The 17,144-nt window shown below is 74.1% G+C and carries 18 protein-coding genes; 10 read left to right on the forward strand and 8 right to left on the reverse strand.

Going from position 1 to position 17,144, the window contains the following annotated elements; genetic code table 11:
• Positions 1-85: 85 nt before the first annotated feature.
• The 5 genes from K4G22_RS31020 to K4G22_RS31040 all read left to right on the forward strand — a co-directional run bounded on the left by K4G22_RS31020 (position 86) and on the right by K4G22_RS31040 (position 5,228).
• The gene (locus K4G22_RS31020; RefSeq protein ID WP_228083799.1) at positions 86-1,693 is read left to right on the forward strand and encodes an ABC transporter substrate-binding protein; all 1,608 of its coding nucleotides are present in this window, start codon (positions 86-88) and stop codon (positions 1,691-1,693) included.
• Between the two features lie 17 nt (positions 1,694-1,710).
• Positions 1,711-2,676, forward strand: coding sequence for an ABC transporter permease (locus K4G22_RS31025; protein WP_228084283.1), 966 nt, complete (start codon positions 1,711-1,713; stop codon positions 2,674-2,676).
• A gap of 5 nt (positions 2,677-2,681) precedes the next feature.
• Positions 2,682-3,569 carry an ABC transporter permease gene (locus tag K4G22_RS31030; RefSeq protein ID WP_228083800.1) on the forward strand — a complete coding sequence of 296 codons (888 nt, stop codon included), beginning with the start codon at positions 2,682-2,684 and terminating at the stop codon, positions 3,567-3,569.
• Between the two features lie 98 nt (positions 3,570-3,667).
• The gene (locus tag K4G22_RS31035; RefSeq protein WP_228084284.1) at positions 3,668-4,588 is read left to right on the forward strand and encodes an ABC transporter ATP-binding protein; all 921 of its coding nucleotides are present in this window, start codon (positions 3,668-3,670) and stop codon (positions 4,586-4,588) included.
• Positions 4,575-5,228: an ABC transporter ATP-binding protein gene (locus K4G22_RS31040; RefSeq protein ID WP_228083801.1), complete on the forward strand. Its 654-nt coding sequence runs from the start codon at positions 4,575-4,577 to the stop codon at positions 5,226-5,228. The genes K4G22_RS31035 and K4G22_RS31040 overlap by 14 nt, the downstream gene beginning before the upstream one ends.
• Positions 5,229-5,234: 6 nt before the next feature.
• Here the strand turns inward: K4G22_RS31040 and K4G22_RS31045 are convergent, their stop codons facing one another.
• Positions 5,235-5,435 carry a hypothetical protein gene (locus K4G22_RS31045; RefSeq protein ID WP_228083802.1) on the reverse strand — a complete coding sequence of 67 codons (201 nt, stop codon included), beginning with the start codon at positions 5,433-5,435 and terminating at the stop codon, positions 5,235-5,237.
• Between the two features lie 146 nt (positions 5,436-5,581).
• On the opposite strand from K4G22_RS31045, the gene K4G22_RS31050 reads away from it, so the two are divergent.
• A complete protein-coding gene (locus K4G22_RS31050; protein WP_228083803.1) occupies positions 5,582-6,721 on the forward strand; it encodes a sensor histidine kinase in 1,140 nt (379 codons plus the stop codon).
• The gene (locus tag K4G22_RS31055; protein WP_228083804.1) at positions 6,718-7,371 is read left to right on the forward strand and encodes a response regulator transcription factor; all 654 of its coding nucleotides are present in this window, start codon (positions 6,718-6,720) and stop codon (positions 7,369-7,371) included. Before K4G22_RS31050 ends, K4G22_RS31055 begins: the two co-directional genes overlap by 4 nt.
• Positions 7,372-7,562: 191 nt before the next feature.
• On the opposite strand, the gene K4G22_RS31060 is transcribed toward K4G22_RS31055, so the two are convergent.
• Entirely contained in the window at positions 7,563-8,378 is an 816-nt protein-coding gene (locus K4G22_RS31060) for an SAM-dependent methyltransferase (RefSeq protein ID WP_228083805.1), read from the reverse strand.
• A 128-nt stretch (positions 8,379-8,506) separates the two neighbouring features.
• Positions 8,507-9,382, reverse strand: coding sequence for a helix-turn-helix domain-containing protein (locus K4G22_RS31065; RefSeq protein ID WP_228083806.1), 876 nt, complete (start codon positions 9,380-9,382; stop codon positions 8,507-8,509).
• A 240-nt stretch (positions 9,383-9,622) separates the two neighbouring features.
• On the opposite strand from K4G22_RS31065, the gene K4G22_RS31070 reads away from it, so the two are divergent.
• Positions 9,623-10,159: an ATP-binding protein gene (locus tag K4G22_RS31070; RefSeq protein ID WP_228083807.1), complete on the forward strand. Its 537-nt coding sequence runs from the start codon at positions 9,623-9,625 to the stop codon at positions 10,157-10,159.
• 10 nt (positions 10,160-10,169) lie between these two features.
• Entirely contained in the window at positions 10,170-10,604 is a 435-nt protein-coding gene (locus K4G22_RS31075; protein WP_228083808.1) for a hypothetical protein, read from the forward strand.
• Here K4G22_RS31075 and K4G22_RS31080 read toward each other — a convergent pair.
• Positions 10,601-11,512, reverse strand: coding sequence for an ADP-ribosylglycohydrolase family protein (locus K4G22_RS31080; protein ID WP_228083809.1), 912 nt, complete (start codon positions 11,510-11,512; stop codon positions 10,601-10,603). The two genes, K4G22_RS31075 and K4G22_RS31080, sit on opposite strands and share 4 nt — an antisense overlap.
• Before the next feature lie 90 nt (positions 11,513-11,602).
• Between K4G22_RS31080 and K4G22_RS31085 the strand changes: the two genes are divergently transcribed.
• The gene (locus tag K4G22_RS31085) at positions 11,603-12,619 is read left to right on the forward strand and encodes an MsnO8 family LLM class oxidoreductase (protein WP_228083810.1); all 1,017 of its coding nucleotides are present in this window, start codon (positions 11,603-11,605) and stop codon (positions 12,617-12,619) included.
• A gap of 185 nt (positions 12,620-12,804) precedes the next feature.
• Here the strand turns inward: K4G22_RS31085 and K4G22_RS31090 are convergent, their stop codons facing one another.
• From K4G22_RS31090 to K4G22_RS31105, 4 genes are all read right to left on the reverse strand, one after another.
• The gene (locus K4G22_RS31090) at positions 12,805-14,124 is read right to left on the reverse strand and encodes a carboxyl transferase domain-containing protein (RefSeq protein WP_425336769.1); all 1,320 of its coding nucleotides are present in this window, start codon (positions 14,122-14,124) and stop codon (positions 12,805-12,807) included.
• The gene (locus K4G22_RS31095; protein ID WP_228083811.1) at positions 14,121-15,569 is read right to left on the reverse strand and encodes an acyl-CoA synthetase; all 1,449 of its coding nucleotides are present in this window, start codon (positions 15,567-15,569) and stop codon (positions 14,121-14,123) included. The genes K4G22_RS31090 and K4G22_RS31095 overlap by 4 nt, the downstream gene beginning before the upstream one ends.
• Positions 15,570-15,633: 64 nt before the next feature.
• Entirely contained in the window at positions 15,634-16,404 is a 771-nt protein-coding gene (locus K4G22_RS31100) for a bestrophin-like domain (RefSeq protein ID WP_228083812.1), read from the reverse strand.
• 9 nt (positions 16,405-16,413) lie between these two features.
• Positions 16,414-17,025: a hypothetical protein gene (locus K4G22_RS31105; RefSeq protein WP_228083813.1), complete on the reverse strand. Its 612-nt coding sequence runs from the start codon at positions 17,023-17,025 to the stop codon at positions 16,414-16,416.
• Positions 17,026-17,144: the final 119 nt, after the last annotated feature.

The raw sequence follows: 17,144 nt of genomic DNA on the forward strand, positions 1-17,144 counted from the left end.
CAAGCCCACCCGAGCACCTGTTTTAATGACGTCCTAGTTGCGAAGGTATTGCAATAACACAGGGCGATCAGCAGGGGTGTGGGTGATGACGGTCCGCAGGCGGTACGGCGGCGGTGTCGTGGCGACGGCGGTGGCCGCCGTGGTGGCCACCGCCGGGTGCTCGGCGCCCAGCGACGACGACGGCGACGGGGGCGGCGGAGGCGGTGGCCAGGACAGCGTGGTGATCGGCATAGCCAACGAGCCCGAGACGCTCAGCCCGCTCCTCGGCTACGGCAAGGACGGCAACTCCAAGATCTTCGACGGCCTGCTGCGCCACGACGACGAACTCGGTCTCGAACCGGCGCTGGCCACCGAGCTGCCCGAGATCAGCGAGGACGGCCTCACCTACCGCTACACGCTGCGGGAGGGGGTGGCCTTCAGCGACGGGGAGCCGTTCACCTCCGCCGATGTGGTCTTCACCTACGAGGCCATCCTGGACGAGGGCACCAACAACCCCGCCAAGGGCGAACTGGACGCGATCGAGAGCGTGGTGGCGGACGGTGAGCTGGGCGTGGTGTTCACCCTGGAGTACCCGTACGCGCCCTTCGCCGAGCGCACCGTGCTTCCCATCGCCTCCGCGGCGGCCGTCGGCGACCAGGATGTGAACACGGGTGCCTACAACACCGAACCGGTCGGCACCGGGCCCTATGTGCTCACCGACTGGTCCCCGGGCGAGCGGATCTCGCTCACCGCCAACGCGGACTACTGGGGCGGTGAGCCCGAGGTCAAGCGGGTCACGATGGCCGTGATCCCGGACGACGACGTGCGCGCCACCCGGCTGCGCTCCGGCGACCTGGACGCGGCCGTGCTGCCGCCCAACCTCGCCGAGGGCTTCGCCGACGAGGGCGGGATGATCACCGTCAACGCGGAGAGCGCCGACTTCCGGGCGGTCACCCTCCCCTCGGACAACCCGGTCGCCGGCGACCAGGCCGTGCGCCAGGCGCTCGACCTCGCCGTCAACCGCGAACTGATGGTGGAGAGCATCCTGTTGGACGCGGGGCACCCCGCCTACAACGCGATCCCCACCGCCAGCCCCTGGTTCGCCGAAGGCACCGAGCGGGAGTTCGACCCCGAGGAGGCCGGCCGCATCCTGGACGAGGCGGGCTGGACGCTGGACGGCGGGGACACCAGGGCCAGGGACGGCGAGCGCGCCGCGTTCACCCTCTGGTACCCGGCCGGCGACCGGCTGCGGCAGGAGCACGCCCTGGCCTACGCGTCGGATGCCAAGGACATCGGCATCGACATCACCGTGGAGTCCGGCTCCTGGGAGATCATCGAGGGCCGACTCGCCGAGGACGCCGTGCTCTCCGGCGGCGGCGACCCGGCCGACCCCGACTTCCAGCTCTACACCCTGCTCTACTCCGAGCTGGCCGGAAACGGCTACAACAACATGGCCCACTACCGGAACCCGGCCGTGGACGAGCAGTTGGACGCCGGCCGGCGCAGCGGCGACCAGGCCGAGCGCGAGGCCGCCTACGAGGCCGTGCAGCGCGAGTTGGCCGAGGACCCGGGCTACACCTTCCTCACCCATATCGACCACGTCTATGTGATGGCCGACGCCTGGGACGGCGTGACCACCCAGGTCGAGCCGCACGACCACGGCCTGGGGCACGGCCCTTGGTGGAACGTGGAGGAGTGGCGGGTCCGTTCGTGAACGTCCCCTGGGCCGCGATGGCCCGGCTGACCGGGCGGCGGCTGCTGGCCGCCGTCCCGGTCCTCGCCCTGGTCACGCTCGGCATGTTCGCCGTGGCCGCGGCCTCCCCCTTCGATCCCGTGCGGCGCTATGTCGGGGACGCCAGCTCCGCCTCCCAGGAGACGCTGGACGCGCTGCGCGCCAACCTCTCGCCCGACGGCACCTTTGTCGAGCAGTGGTGGAGCTGGCTGGGCTCGGTGTTCGGCGGCGATCTCGGGCAGTCCCTCTCGCTGCGGCAGCCGGTCTCCCAGGTGATCGCCGAACGCGTCGGCTGGTCCCTGCTGTTGTGCGGGGTGGCCTTTGTCGCCTCGGTGCTGCTGGGCACCGCGCTCGGCGTGCTGGCCGCCCGCCGGCCCGGGGGCTGGCTGGACCGGGTGGTCAGCTCGCTCAGCTACACCCTCCAGGCGGCGCCCCCGTTCTGGCTGGCGCTGCTGGCCATCTGGCTCTTCGCCCTCCAACTCGACGTGCTGCCGGCCGGCGGACTCACCGAACCGGGCAGCGACACCGTCACGTTCGGCGGGCTGGTCAGCCATCTGGCGCTGCCGGCCGCCGTGTTGACCATCTCGCAGCTGCCGTGGTTCGTGCTCTACGTCCGGCAGGGCGTCTCCGACGCGCTGCACGAGGACCCGGTGCGCGGCGCCAGGGCCAGGGGCATCAACGAGCGCACCGTGCTGACCGGGCACGCGCTGCGCTCCGGGCTGCTGCCGGTGCTCACCCTGGTGGGCACCCGCATACCCGAACTGATCACCGGGGCGCTGCTGGTGGAGACCGTCTTCAGCTGGCCCGGCATCGCCTCCGCCACCGTGCGGGCCGCCACCTCGACCGACTTCCCGCTGCTGGCGGCGCTGACCGCGCTCTCCGCGCTGGCGGTGCTCGCGGGCAACCTGCTGGCCGACCTGCTCTACGGGCTGGCCGACCCCCGCGTCGACCACAACGAGATGTGAGCGCCATGGCCAACGAAACCCTCCCCGCCGCGCCCGCCGGGTGGCGCTCCTCGGGGGACGCCCGTGCCGGCACCAGGACGGTCCGCCGGATCGCCTCGGTGACGCTGGTCGCGGCGGCGGTGCTGGCCGTGCTGCTGGTGCCGGTGTTCTTCCCGCTGGACCAGCAGGCCGTGGACCTCACCGCCAAGCTCCTGCCTCCCTCGGGCGAACACGTCTTCGGCACCGACGACATGGGCCGCGACCTGCTGCTGCGCAGCGTCTACGGACTGCGGGTGTCGCTGCTGGTCGGCCTGGTCGCCGCGCTGGTCGCCAGCGTCATCGGTCTTGCCCTCGGCGCCCTGGCCGGCGCGGTCGGCGGGCGGGTCGACCGGCTGCTGATGCGGCTGGTGGACACCTTCACCGCCGTTCCGCACCTGCTGATGGGCATCTTCATCGTGGCGATGTTCCGTCCCGGGGTCTGGCCGGTGGTGGCGTCCGTCGGGCTCACCCACTGGGTGTCGACGGCCAGGATCGTCCGCGCCGAGGTGCTGTCGCTGCGCTCCCGCCCCTATCTGGACGCGGCCGTCTCCGGCGGCGCCTCCCGCTGGCGGGTGACGGTGCGCCACCTGCTGCCCGCGGTGCTGCCGCAGGCCGGGCTGGCCGCCGTGCTGATGGTGCCGCACGCGGTGTGGCACGAGTCCGCGCTGTCCTTCCTCGGCCTGGGCATCCCCGCGCACCAGGCCAGCCTCGGCACCATGATCAACGGGGCCCGTGGCTCGCTCTCGGCCGGCGACTGGTGGCCCACCCTCTTCCCCGGCCTCTTCATCGTCGTCACCACTCTCGCCATCGCCGGCCTGGCCGGCATCTGGCGGGAGCGGATCAACCCGCGCCGCCGATCGGAGCTGGTCCTTTGAGCGAGACGTCCACCACCACGGCGCCGCACCCCGAGGAGTCGGCGCCGCCCACCAGGTCGACGCTGCTGAGCGTCGACGCGCTGTCCGTGCGCTTCCGGATGGCCGGCGGGCGGCATGTCGCCGCCGTCAACGAGGTGTCCTTCGAGCTGGCCGCCGGCGAGTGCCTGGCGCTGGTGGGGGAGAGCGGCTGCGGCAAGTCCGTGCTCGCCGCCGCCCTGCTCGGCCTGCTGCCGGCCAACGCCCAGACCAGGGGCGCGGCCCGTCTCCTGCCCGACGGGCCCGAGTTGCTCTCGGCGCCCGAGGCGCGGCTGGCCCGTTCCGTGCGCGGACGCCGCCTCGGCCTGATCCCGCAGAGCCCGGCCAACCACCTCACGCCCGTGCGCACCGTCCGCTCCCAGCTGGAGGAGACGGTCAGGCAGCTGACCGAAGTGCCGCGCCGGGAGCTGCGCGCCGCCGCGCGGGCGGCGGCCGAGCGCGCCGCCTTCCCCCTGGACCATCTGGACCGCTATCCGCACCAGCTCTCCGGCGGCCTGGCCCAACGGGCCGCCACCGCCCTGGCGCTGGTCGCCGACGCGCCGCTGCTGATCGCGGACGAGCCCACCACCGGGCTCGACCGCGATCTGGTGGACCGCACCGTCGGCGAGCTGCGCCGCCATGTCGACGACGGCCACGGGCTGCTGATGATCACCCACGATCTGGCGGCGGCCGAGCGGATCGCCGACCGGATCGCCGTGATGTACGCCGGCCGGATCGTCGAACTCGTCGACGCCGCCGCCTTCTTCGGCGACGCAGGACCCCGCCACCCCTACGCGGCCGGGCTGCTCGACGCGCTGCCCGAGCGGGCGTTCACCCCGATCCCCGGGCTGCCCCCCGAGCTGGACGCGCTGCCCACCGGCTGCGCCTTCGCGCCGCGCTGTGCCCGGGCCACCGACGTCTGCGCCGCGCTGCCCGTCCTCGCCGGCGAGGACGGCGGCGTCGCCTGCCACCACCCACGGGAGCCCGCCGATGCTCGATCTTGACGGAATCACCGCCGGGTACGAGCGGCGCACCCCCGTGGTGCGGGATCTCTCGCTCACCGTCGCCGACGGCGAGGCCGTCGGGCTGCTCGGCCCCAGCGGCTGCGGCAAGTCGACGCTCGCCCGGGTCGCGGCGCTGCTGCACCGCCCCTGGTCGGGCACCGTCACGCTCGCCGGCCGGCCGGCCGGCGGCTACCGCTTCCGCGCCCCGCGCGCGCAGCGCACCAGCGTCGGCGTGGTCTTCCAGCAGCCCAGGATGGCCGCCGACCCGCATCTGACGCTGCGGCAGCTGATCGCCGAACCCGCCGCGGCGACCGGGCGCGGCGCCGAGCTGGCCGAGCGGGTCACCGCGCTGGCCTCGACGGTCGGGCTCACCCCCGAGCTGCTGGCCCGCCGTCCGCACCAGGTCAGCGACGGTCAGCTGCAACGCGCCTGCCTGGCCCGGGCGTTGCTGCTCACGCCGAAGCTGCTGATCTGCGACGAGATGACCGCGATGCTGGACGCCTCCACCACGGCGGCGCTGGTCGCCGTCGTCGAGGAGTACCGGGCGGAGCACGGCGCCGCGCTGCTGGCCGTCGGCCACGACCGGGTGCTGCTGCGCCGCTGGTGCGACCGGGTGGTGGACTTCCCGACGAGCGTCTGAGCCGGCTCATTCGAACCGCTCCGAGAGGCCGCCGACCGCCACCCCCAACACGATCAGCACCACGCAGACGAAGACCTCGTAGCCGTCCAGGAACCCGATCCGGTGCACCACCGTCCACACGTCGAACCAGTCCCAGAAGAAGTGCACCAGGCCGCCGGCGCCCTGGGCGATCAGCACGAAGCTGACCAGACCGAGAAGTTTGTTCATGGCCGGGACGCTAGGCGGCGCCGGTGGCCGGCCGCCTCGGTCCAAGGTAGCCGTCGGCGCGACCTTGGTAGCGGCCTCCCGACCTTGGTAGCCGACCGAGGGACGACGGGCCCGTCGGCGTCGGCCGCCGGGTACCTTCGGGGCTTGTGAACGAGCTGAGACCACCGACGGGGTTCGCGCGGCGGCTGCCGCGTCAGGCCGCCGTCGATCTGGCCATGATCGGTCTGGCCGCCGTCGCCACGGTGGCCAGCTCCGGGGTGCTGGCGGGGGAGACCCACGACAGCACCTCGGCCGTCGTGCTGGACCAGGTCGTCGCCGGCCTGCTCTGCGGCGCGCTCTGGTGGCGCCGCCGCCGCCCGGTGGCGCTCTCCCTGCTGGTGATGCTGGCCGGGCTGCCCTCGCACGCCATGGCGGGGCCCATGCTGGCGATGCTCTTCACGGTGGCGGTGCACTGCCGCACCCGGACCCTGGTGCTGCTGGTCCTCGCCAAGCTCGCCACCATGCCGATCAACGTGGACCAGCGCCCTGAGTCCGCCATCTCCGACGGGCAGTCGGTGGCCTTCATGCTGGTGGTGATGGTGGCGGTGATCTCCTGGGGGCTCTCCGTCCGCTACCGCAGGCATCTGCGGGACACCCTCTACCACCAGGCGCAGCGCCGCACCAGGGAGGCCATCGCCCGGGAGATGCACGATGTGCTGGCGCACCGGCTGTCGCTGCTGAGCGTCCACGCCGGGGCCCTGGAGTACCGGGCGGACGCCTCGCCCGAGCAGGTCAGGGAGGCGGCCGGCGTCATCAGGTCCAGCGCCCACCAGGCGCTGGAGGAGCTCCGTGAGGTGATCGGGGTGCTGCGGGCCGAGCCGGGCGAGGAGCCGGGCACCGGCGAGGGCGAGCGGCCCCAGCCCACGCTGGGCGATCTGCCGCGCCTGGTCGACGAGGCGCGCGCCGCCGGCACGGGGGTGCGTCTGGAGCGGCGGACGGACGACGCCGAGCCGCCTCGGGGGGCGGTGGGCCGCACCGCCTACCGGGTGGTGCAGGAGGGGCTGACCAACGTCCGCAAGCACGCGCCGGGCGCCGAGGCCACGGTCACCGTGACGGGCGCCCCCGGGGAGGGGCTGACCGTGCGGGTCGCCAACCGGCTGGCCGAGCCGCCGACGGAACGGATCCCGGGCGCCCGCGCCGGCCTGCGCGGGCTGGACGAACGGGTGTCGCTGGCCGGCGGGCGCCTGGAGCACGGCCGCACCCGGGACGACTTCCTGCTCAGCGCCTGGCTACCGTGGCCCCCATGACGATCAGGGTGCTGCTGGTGGACGACGACGCCCTGGTGCGTTCCGGGCTGCGGCTGATGCTGGGCGCGGCCCCGGACCTGGCGGTGGTCGGCGAGGCGACGGACGGCCGGGAGGTGCCGTCGCTGGTCGCCGAACTCGCCCCCGACGTGGTGTTGATGGACATCAGGATGCCGGGGCTCGACGGCCTGACCGCCACCGAGCGGCTGCGTCAGCGGGCGGACCCGCCCGAGGTGATGATGCTCACCACCTTCCACGCCGACGAGCACGTGCTGCGGGCCCTGCGCGCCGGAGCCGCCGGCTATGTCCTCAAGGACACGCCGCCGGCGGAGATCGTCGACGCGGTCCGCCGGGTGGCGAGCGGCGACCCGGTGCTCTCCGGCGCCGTCATCCAACGGCTGATCGCCCAGGTCGCGGGGCCGGGCCGGCGGCTGCGCCAGGCCCGCCGCCGTCTTGAGGCACTCCCCGAGCGGGAACGGGCGGTGGCGCTGCTCGTCGGTCAGGGCAAGTCCAACGCCGAGATCGCCGCCGAGCTGTACCTGTCGCTGCCGACCGTCAAGACCCATGTCTCCCGCCTGCTGACCAAGCTCGACCTCAACAACCGTGTCCAGATCGCCCTGTTGGTACACGACGCACGACTGCTGGAGCGGTAGGCGCCGACCGTGCCGCTTCCGCGAAGCCCCACCGGACCCGCGTCCTCCCGGACGTCGTCCGGGAGCCCACCAGGGCGATCCTTCGCGTGGCGAATGGCACGGACCTCCCTGCGGCGCCTCCCGGCCGCCAGGCCGGGGAGCGGCGGGCCTGTCCGCCGCGCCTGCACGGACACGGCCCGGCCGCCGGCAGGCTAGGGCTTTCTGGCGACCGCGCCGTACATGCCGATGTCCTCGTCCCGCACGCCGGCCGGTTCGGTGCCGTCGGGGCGCCAGCGGTGCACCTGGGTGACGCCTGGTTCGACCAGATCGAGCCCCGTGAAGAACTCCTCGGCCTCGGCCCTGGTCCGCAGCCGCATCGGCATGCCGCGCGCCGCGTACTCGCCGGAGACGCGGGCGATCTCGTCCGGCGCGAACTCGGCCGTGCCGATGGTCATCGCCAGATGGCTGCCGGGGGCCAGCGGCTCCAACAGCCGCCGGACGATGCCGATCGCGTCGTCCTCGTCCAGCACGAAGTGCACGATGGCGATCACCGTCAGCGCGACCGGCTGGTCGAGGTCCAGGGTCTCCCGCAGCGCCGGGGCGTCCAGGATGCTGGCCGGATCGCGCATATCGGCCTCGACATAGGAGGTCCTGCCCTCCGGGGCGCTGTGCAGCAGCCCGCGCGAGAGGGTCAGCACGATGGGGTCGTTGTCCATGTAGACGACGCGGCACTCGGGGGCGACCTCCTGCGCGATCTCGTGCAGGTTGGGGGAGGTGGGGATGCCGGTGCCGATGTCGAGGAACTGGCGGATGCCAGCCTCCGCGGCCAGGTACCGCACGGCCCGGTGCATCCAGTCCCGGTTGGCGCGCATGTGGATCGGCAGCGCCGGCCACTCGACGCACATCGCGTCGCCGGCCTCCTTGTCGGCCCGGTAGTAGTCCTTGCCGCCCAGGATGTAGTCGTAGATACGGGCGGAGTGGGCGCTGCCGGTGTCGATGCGCTCGGCCGGCCATCCGTTCTCGGACACCGTGGGTCCCTTCGCTGGAAGTCCGTTGGAAGTATGCCTCGCCGGTGGAGCGAGGGCGGGCCCGACTCCCTTGGTTCCAGGGCGCCTTCGGGCTCACCCAGCCTCTCATCACGGTGCCGCGGGAGGCGTCACAGCTCCTTGCGCACGTCGTCGAGGAGCTCGGCGGTCCGGCCGTCGGGAGCGGCCTGGGCGCCGAGCCGGTCCAACACCTCGCGGTAGACCATCACATCCTCGCGTCCGTCGAGGTAGACCGCGCCGATCAGGCTGGACAGATAGACGACGTCGGGCAGTTCCGGGGCACGGAACCGGAAGAGGTGGAAGGCGCCGGCCGGCATCGCCGGGTGCGGGCCCCTGGCGAAGCGCATGATCTGGAGGGTCACCTGCGGGAGCGCCGTCATCTCCCGCAGATGGTCGATCTGCCGGGCCATCACCTCCCGGCCGCCGACCGGCCAGCGCAGCACCGTCTCGTCCATCACCACCCACAGCCGGGGCGGGTCCTCCCTGTGCAGCAGTTCCTGGCGGCGCATCCGCAGCGCCACCCGGCGCTCGATCGCCTCGGGCGTCGCGTGCGGGTTCTCCGCGACGATCAACGCCCGGGCGTAGGACTCGGTCTGCAACAGGCCGTGCACGAACTGCGCCTCGTAGGCGCGGATCTGACGGGCCGCCTGCTCCAGGCTGAGATACGCCGCCACCCAGTCGGGGAGCACATCGCGGTAGGTGTGCCACCAGCCCTGCTTGTTGGCCTCGCGCACCGCCTGGAGGAAGGTGTGGAGCTCCTCGGGGTCTCGCACCCCGTAGGTCTCCAACAGCCGCTGGACGTCCGAGAGACGCAGGCGGGACACCTTGGCCGCCTCGATCCTGCGGATGGTGGAGTGGCTCACGCCGAGGGCGTCGCCCGCCTGGTTGAAGGAGAGCCCGGCGCGCTTGCGCAGATCCTCCAACTGCCGGCCCAGGATCTTCCGCAGCACCGGGGGCGCCCCACCCCAGTCCGTCTCTCCGGGCACGCGCGCCTCCTCACGATCCGTCTCCGACGGCCACGTTGTGCCACCTCGGCACCCAGCCTAGAGTCATGACAGTGGCGATATGCAAATTGCAACTTACCTGTTGCGGACTGAACTTGGCAGTGTCAGAGTGGCAGAGAGCGTTTACTCATGGCTTGACTCGCGACCTGTCCCGGGGGATCGATGCTCCTGGTCTTCCCGATCCGGTCATGCGGGAGCATTCAGCAGAGAAAGGCAGCAGCCATGGCCCCCCTCGCCGCCACGGCCCTTCAGCGTTCCTCGCGTCCCGCCCGGGCCGCCCGTGGTGAGATCGGCTTCTCACTCCCCGCCGAACTCAGAACCCCTCGTTGGGCCCGCCACCGCGTCCGCGCCACCCTCGCCGCCTGGGGCGTCGCCGCCGAGGCGGCCGAGACGGTGGAGCTGGTGATCTCCGAACTGGCCACCAACGCCGTCCGCCACACCGCCACCACCACCCTCAGATGTCGCCTGACGGATACCACCGACCGGCTCCTCGTCGAGGTCACCGGCGACCACACCGGCGGGAACGACCCGCGGCCCCGCGACGCCGCGACGGACGAGGAGGGCGGACGCGGCCTCGCCCTGGTCGCCGCCCTCAGCGTCCGCTGGGGCGTCACCACCGCCCACGGCGGGACCGCCCAGTGCGTCTGGGCCGAACTCCCTCGCGTGCCAGCGGAGTTCAGCCCCTCGTGCGATCCAGCGCCGGCCCCGGGGAGAGCCGTGAGACCACGGGAAGCGCCAGCCGCCGAACGAAGGTCCTGACGGCTGCCCCATGACGCGGATAACCCTCCCCACAGCCGTCACATCCGCCCGTCGGCCCCGCCATCTGCACCTGGTGAAGAGCGGCCCGGGCTGGTTGGACGGCGATGTGGTCGAAGTCCCCGAGGAACACGGCCGCCGGGTGCTGGCCGGACTCCCGCGCCCCGGCGCCATCTTCGGTATCGGCCCCAGCTGGTGGTGGTCCGTGCCCCCCGGCTCCCAGACCGGACTCCACTGGCCGGAGCCCGTCCGCTACCTCACCGACGTCCGACTCCCCGTCACCGCCACCCCCGAGTGGGCCGGCGAGGGCCTGTGGACGCCCCAACTGGTCCACTGGCCCGGCCACGGCGCCCCCTACACCCACCCGCTGCTCCTCTTCATCGCGCTGTGCCGCCTGGCCGGCGTCGACCCCGTCTCCACCGGCGCCGCCGACCTCACGGCCAACTAGAGTCCGGCCACCCACTCCGGCAGCGGCTCGCACCGTGTTCGCCACTCCTCGGGCACCCCGTCGAGCCCGGTGCGCGCCCCGACCACACCGCCCGTGATCGCGCAGGTCGTGTCGATGTCCCCCAACCCCTCAGCCGTGGTCCACAGCGCGTCCACCAGACTGTCCGGATGCCGGGCGGCCGACCACAGCGCGAAGGGCACCGTGTCGTCCGCCCGCATCAGGGCGCCGTTCCCCAACGCCTCGGCCGCCGCCACCGGGCCCGTGTCCGCCGGCAGCGCGGCGGCCCGGGTCAGCCCGTCCCGCACCGCGCCCGGCGGGGTGTGCGCGGCGATATCGCACAGCCACGCGGGACCGCCCGACGACGGCCCCGCCGTCGCGGCCAGCGCCGCCGCCACGGTCACCGCCACCGCGCCGGCCACCGCCTCCGGATGGGCGTGCGTCACCCGTGCCGCCCGCCCGGCCCGCGCCACCGCGCGCGGCAGATCACGGTGGAGCAGCGCCCCCAACGGCGCCGCCCGCATCGCCGCGCCGTTGCCCAGACTGCCCTCCCCGCCGAACAGCGCCGACGCGCGGGAGCGCCAACTCGCCGGCTCCCGCGCCAACTCCGGCAGCAGCGTGTGCATCCCCGAGGCATAGCCGCGTCCCGGATCCGCGCGGTAGCTCTCGCCGAACTCCCGCGCCAACGCGTCCGATGTGAAGTCGCCGCCCGGCACGGCCACCCGCAGCAGGGCGAGCGCCAACGCGGTGTCGTCGGTCCAGGGCCACCTGGCCGCCGGCGGTGTGGCCCGGGACCGGATCAGGGGCAGCGGATCGTCCGCCGCGCGGAGCACGGCGAACCACGTCTGCCCGAAGGCGTCTCCCAGCGCGAGCCCGCGCAGACTGGCCAGCGCCGCCGTCGTGTCGCTCATCGCACCATGGTGCGTGCCCGGCGGCGTGCTGGCCAGCCGGTCGGCCGGCACCGGGGAATCCCGCCCCGCGCGTCCGTTGTTACCGCCGGTGTGAGCACCTATCCCGAACTGTCCCGGGTGCGCTGGTCGATCCTGGACCGCGCGCTGATCCGCCAGGGCCAGGAGCCCGCCGAGGCGTTGCGCGCGACGGTGGCCTTCGCGCGGGACGCCGAGGCGCTGGGCTACCACCGCTTCTGGGTGGCCGAGCACCACGCCGTGCCCGGCGTCGCCGGCTCGGCGCCCACCGTGCTGGCCGCCGCCGTCGCCTCGGCCACCTCCAGGATCCGGGTGGGCACCGGCGGGGTGATGCTGCCCAACCACCGGCCGCTGGTCGTCGCCGAGCAGTTCGGGGTGCTCGCCGCGCTCTTCCCCGGCCGGATCGACATGGGCTTCGGCCGCTCCCTCGGCTTCACCGGCGCCGTCCGCGAAGCCCTCGGCGTGGAGCGTGCGAGCACCGACGACTTCGCCCAGCGGCTGACCGAGGTGCTGGACTACTTCGCCGGCACCGGTCCGGTCCGGGCCCAGCCCGCCCACGGCCTCACGGTGCCCGCCTTCGTGCTGGCGGGCGGCGCCGGCGTCGACACCGCCGCCGCGCTGGGCCTGCCGCTGGTGCTGGCCGTCTCCGCCGACCGGGACCGCACGCGCGCCGCCGCCGACCGCTACCGGGCCCGCTTCACCCCGGGCCGCCAGGGCGGCGGGCCGCATCTGACGCTGGCCGTCAACGTCGCCGTCGCGGCCACCGCCGAGGCCGCCGAGCGGCGCCAACTCCCCGAGGCGTGGGCCGTGGTGCACTCCCGCACCCGAGGCGACTTCCCGCCGCTCGACGCCCCGGAGGAGGTGCTCGCCCGGCGGCTGACCAGCCGCGAACAGGAGTATCTGGACGCCGCGCGCGCCGGCCAGATCCACGGCGACGAACCCACCGTGGCCCGTTCGCTGACCCGCCTGATCGACGCCACCGAGCCTAACGAGATGCTCCTGACCCTCGCCACCCACGGCGAGGAGGAACGTCTCGACTCCTACCGCAGACTGGCCGGCATCGCCGGCCTCCGCACCGGGGCCCGCGCCTGACGACCTCGTGCGCGAGGTCGTCTAGGGCCGTGTCAGTCGGGGTTTGCCCGGTAGCGAGGTGTCCTGGTGCGTGCGATCGCCAGGCAGCCGGGAGCCGCATGTAGTTGTCCTACCTGGGCTCTCGGCTAACGCAGCGAGTGTGCGTGCCAGGGCGGCGAGCGGGGCAAACCTTGGCTGACGCGGCACTAGGGCGCGACCACCCCCCGGGCCAGGCCGTGGGCCACCAGATCCTGCGGACGCAGCCGGAGCAGCTCCGCCACCTCCGCGACCTGCGCCGCGTCCCGCTTCAGCACGGCGGCGGCCGACTCGGGCGGCAGCACCGAGTAGTAGCTCTCCGCCGTGACCCAGGTCCGCGCGGGCGCGGTCAGCGCCGCCGCGCCACCCGAGCCGCCCTGGCCGACCAGCAGCGTGGTCACCGGAAGCCGGCTCGCCGCCATGGCGGTGAACGTCTCGGCGATGGCCGCGCCCACCCCGTCGCGCTCCGCGTCCGCGTCGTTCGCCGCGCCCGGCGTGTCCACCAGCGTCAACACCGGGATGCCGAGACCGTCGGCCAGCCGCAGCAGCCGGACGGCGGCCCGGAACCCGGCCGGCGTGGTCGGCGTGCCGTGCTGCGCGACATAGCCGATCGAACGCCCGGCCCGCTCGCCGAAGCCGACCGACAGCGCGGGGTCGACGCTGGCCAGCGGCGCCAACCGCGTGAAGTGCGCCCGCAGATACGCCCCGGCGTCCGGCCGGTCCGCCGCCCTGGCGGCGCGCACCGCCTCCCATCCGGTGGCCGGCGGCACGGCGGCGCGCACCGCCCGAGGCGGCTCCACCGGGCCGCGCGCCGGCCGCGTCAACAGCCGCAGCCAACGGGCCACCGTCTCAGGCAGCGCCTCCCGCTCGACGATGCCGTCCAGGTGGCCGGCGGCCAGCTGCGCCTCGGCGGTGTAGGCGGCCGGGTCGGCGTCCGGCGGGCGCACCCGGGCGCCGGAGAACCCGACCTGCGTCCCGGGGAGCGCCAGCCGCACGTCCGAGCCCGCGCCCAGCGTCACCCAGCCGCCGCCCGTCACCGGGCCTGCCAGCACCGCGAGATGCGGCAGCCCGGCGCCGCGCAGCCGCACCATCCCGCCGGCGATGCCCTGGAGTTGGGTGAGCGCGTGCATGCCCTCCTGCACCCGGGTGCCGCCGGACGCCAGCACCGAGACCACCGGCAGCGCCAGATCCCGCGCGGTGCGCAGCGCGCCGGCGATCCGCTCTCCCGCGCTCCACCCGATGGAGCCGCCGAGAAAGGCGAACTCGAAGGCGATCAGCACCGCCTCCGTCTCGCCCACCCGGCCGACGGCGCAGCGCACCGCCTCCGACGAGCCGGCGCGGGCGGCGGCGCGCTCCCGGCCGGCGTCGTACCCCGGCCAGCCCAGCGGCCCGTCGGGCGGCCCGCCCGACTCCCGGGCCGGCAGGGCCACATGGCCGGGCGCCAGCAGGTCGAGCGCCGCGCGCGCGGACAGCGGCGGGGGCTGGCTCACACCAGCTCCCGCTTGAGCACCTTGCCCAGCTCGTTGCGGGGGAGCGCGGCCAGGAACCGCACCTCCCTGGGGCGCTTGTGGGCGGCCAGCTGACCCACCACATGGTCGCTCAGCTCCTCCAGCGACGGCGGGCTCCCGGGGTCGCGCGGCACCACCCAGGCGATGACCCGCTCCCCGAGATCCGGGTCCGGCCCGGCGGTCACCGCGGCCTCGGCGACGGCGGGATGCGCCAGCAGGACGTTCTCGATCTCGCCGGCGCCGATCTTGTAGCCGCCGCTCTTGATCAGATCCGTGGACTTGCGCCCGACGATCCGGTAGCCGCCGCCTGAGTCGCGGGTGGCCATGTCGCCGGTGCGGAACCAGCCGTCCGCGTCGAACGCCTCGGCGGTGGCGTCCGGGCGGTTGAGGTAGCCGCTGAACAGGTTGGGCCCGCGCACCTGGATCTCGCCGACCGTCTCGCCGTCGTCCGCCGTCGAGGGCCTGCCCTCCTCGTCCACCAGCCGCACCTCGACCCCCGGCAGCGCCACGCCGACCGTGCCGGTGGCCGGCGGTCCTTCCGCCCTGACGCTGGTGTTCATCAGCGTCTCCGACATCCCGTAGCGCTCCACGACCCGGCGGCCCGTGGCGGCCAGGAGCCGCTCGTGGTCGGGCAGCGGCAGTGGCGCGGAGCCCGAGACCAACAGCCGGGCGTCCGCGAGGGCCTGGCTCAGCGCCCGGTCCTCGTCGACGGCCTCGGCCAGCCGGTGGTACATGGTCGGCACGCCGAACAGCACCGTGCCGCCGTCCGTCAGCGCGTCCCGCACTCCCGCGGTCGAGAACCGGCCGAGATGACGCACCGTGCCGCCGCGCCGCAGCGGCCCCAGCACCCCCAACACCAGGCCGTGCACGTGGAACAGCGGCAGCCCGTGCACCACCTCGTCCTCGGCCGTCCACTGCCAGGCGTCGGCCAGGGCGTCCAGGGTGGCGGCCAGCGCGCGGTGCGAGACCAGCACGCCCTTCGGCGGTCCCGTGGTGCCGGAGGTGTAGACGATCAGCGCCGGAAGCTCCGGGTCGACCACACCGGCCCGGGGCGGCGCCGCAGCCCCGTCCGCCGGTGTCAGGGGCACCTCCAGCGTCGGCAACCCGGCGAGCGGCGACGGCAGTTCGACGCCGGGCGGGGCCAGGACCAGGGAGGGTTCGCTGTCGCCCACGATATGGGCCAACTCGCGGGCGCCGCTCTTGGGGTTGACCGGCACCACGGGAACGCCCGCCAGCAGCGCGGCCACCACCCCGACCGCGGTGTGCGCCGTGGGGGTGGCCCACACCGCCACCCGGGACTGGTCCCGCAGCTCGCCGGCCACCGCCAGGGCCAGCGAGCGCAGCGTCGAGAAGTCGATGGTCCGGTCCGGGAAACGCAGCGCGGGCTTGGCCGGCGGGGCGTCCAAAGCGGGGAACAGGGAACTCATCTGCCTCATGCTATAAGGGCGGGACGCGGACCGGGCCGGGGTAGGGCACCGGCCGTCCCCCTGCTCAGCCCTCCCCGGTGGCGTGCGGGAAGAGCGTCCGGAACGCCTCCGCCGAATCGCCGAGCGCCCGCGCGTAGGGGGCGTCGAAGTGCCAGATCAGGAAGAGCAGGAACGCGATCAGGGCGCTGAACAGGCCGGCCAGCAGCAACTCCCGCCCGGAGCGCTGGATCTGGAGGGTGAAGACCAGGCCCACCGTCACCACGGCGCCGGCGATCAACCCGAACCAGACCACGGCCGGCATGGTGGACTCGGCGCTCTGGCCACGCCCCACCCGCGCCTCCTGGACGGCCGCGGCCTCGTCCATCAGCCCCTGGTAGGCCGTGATCTCGCGCACCGTGGTCGGCTCCCGCCCGGCCACCGACTCGCGCAGCGCGACGAGCAACGCGTCGCCCTCGTCCGTGAGTTCCCCCTCGTCGAGCATCTGCGGCCACTCCACGTCCACGGTGTGGGTGACATAGGCGTCGATCTCGGCGGTGATCTCCGCCCTGGTCTCCTCCGGGAAGCCGGTGGCGCGTTCGGTCATCTCGTGGAGCGCCTGCGCCTCCTGGCGCACCCACTCCTCGGCGGCCGAACGTTCCTCCCAGACGCCGGCGATCGCCAGGCCCAGCACGATGGCGTAGACCACGCCGATCATCATCGTCATGTACTCGATGACGTCGGGCGTCTCGGTGGGGTCGTCCTCGCCGCCCGCGCGGCGCTGACGCACCACGGCGACCAGCAGGACCACGGAGCAGGTGGCGACGATGGTGAGGCTGAGCACCAGCCATTCGGACATGGGGAACTCCTAGACGGGGCCGGAACGGGACCGGGAACGGGGGCGGAGCACAGCGGCGGCCAGCACGGCCGGGATGACGACCAGCAGCATCTGGCTCATCAGGGAGCCCTCGCCGGCGGGGGGTTGACGAGCGGGGACGGTGTGCGACAGGGCCGCGTAGAGCGCCAGGGCCGGATCGGGCGGCGGGCCGGGCGCCGGCGTGTCCGGCGCCTCGTCCGGCTCCTCGGGCTCCGCCGGGTCTCCCGGCTCCGGCGGCTCCGCCGCGTCGTCGGCCGCGGGGGGCCGGGGCACGGGGGAGGGCTCCGCCGGCCGCCCTTCGGGCGCCGGCGGCGCGGGAACGGGCGGCGGTGCCGGCGCCGACGGCACGGCGGGCGGCGGTGTCGGCACCGGGGGAGGCTCCGGCGGGGGAGTGGGTTCGGCCGGTTCGGTGGGCACGGGCGGCGGCCAGGGCCAGGGCGGAAGGGGATCGTCGCACTCCCCGAAGGCCCCGTCGCCCGCCACCGCGCAGGAGTCACTCCGCCCGGCGGCCTCCGCCGTCCCGCAGCCGCTCGCCGCCGCGGTCAGCAGCACCGCGCCGGCGACATGGGCGGCCACGCGCCGCGCTCGCTGTCCTCTTGTCACAGAAGTGATCCTGTGACTCAGGGGTAGACCAAGTGGGGGATCTGGGCACGGTTCGCCGGATCTGGTGAACCGCGCACGCACGCCGGTCCCATGCCCGATCTCCCGTACGGGTCACGGGT

This window comes from Streptomyces profundus, from assembly GCF_020740535.1.
Taxonomy (GTDB): domain Bacteria; phylum Actinomycetota; class Actinomycetes; order Streptomycetales; family Streptomycetaceae; genus Streptomyces; species Streptomyces profundus.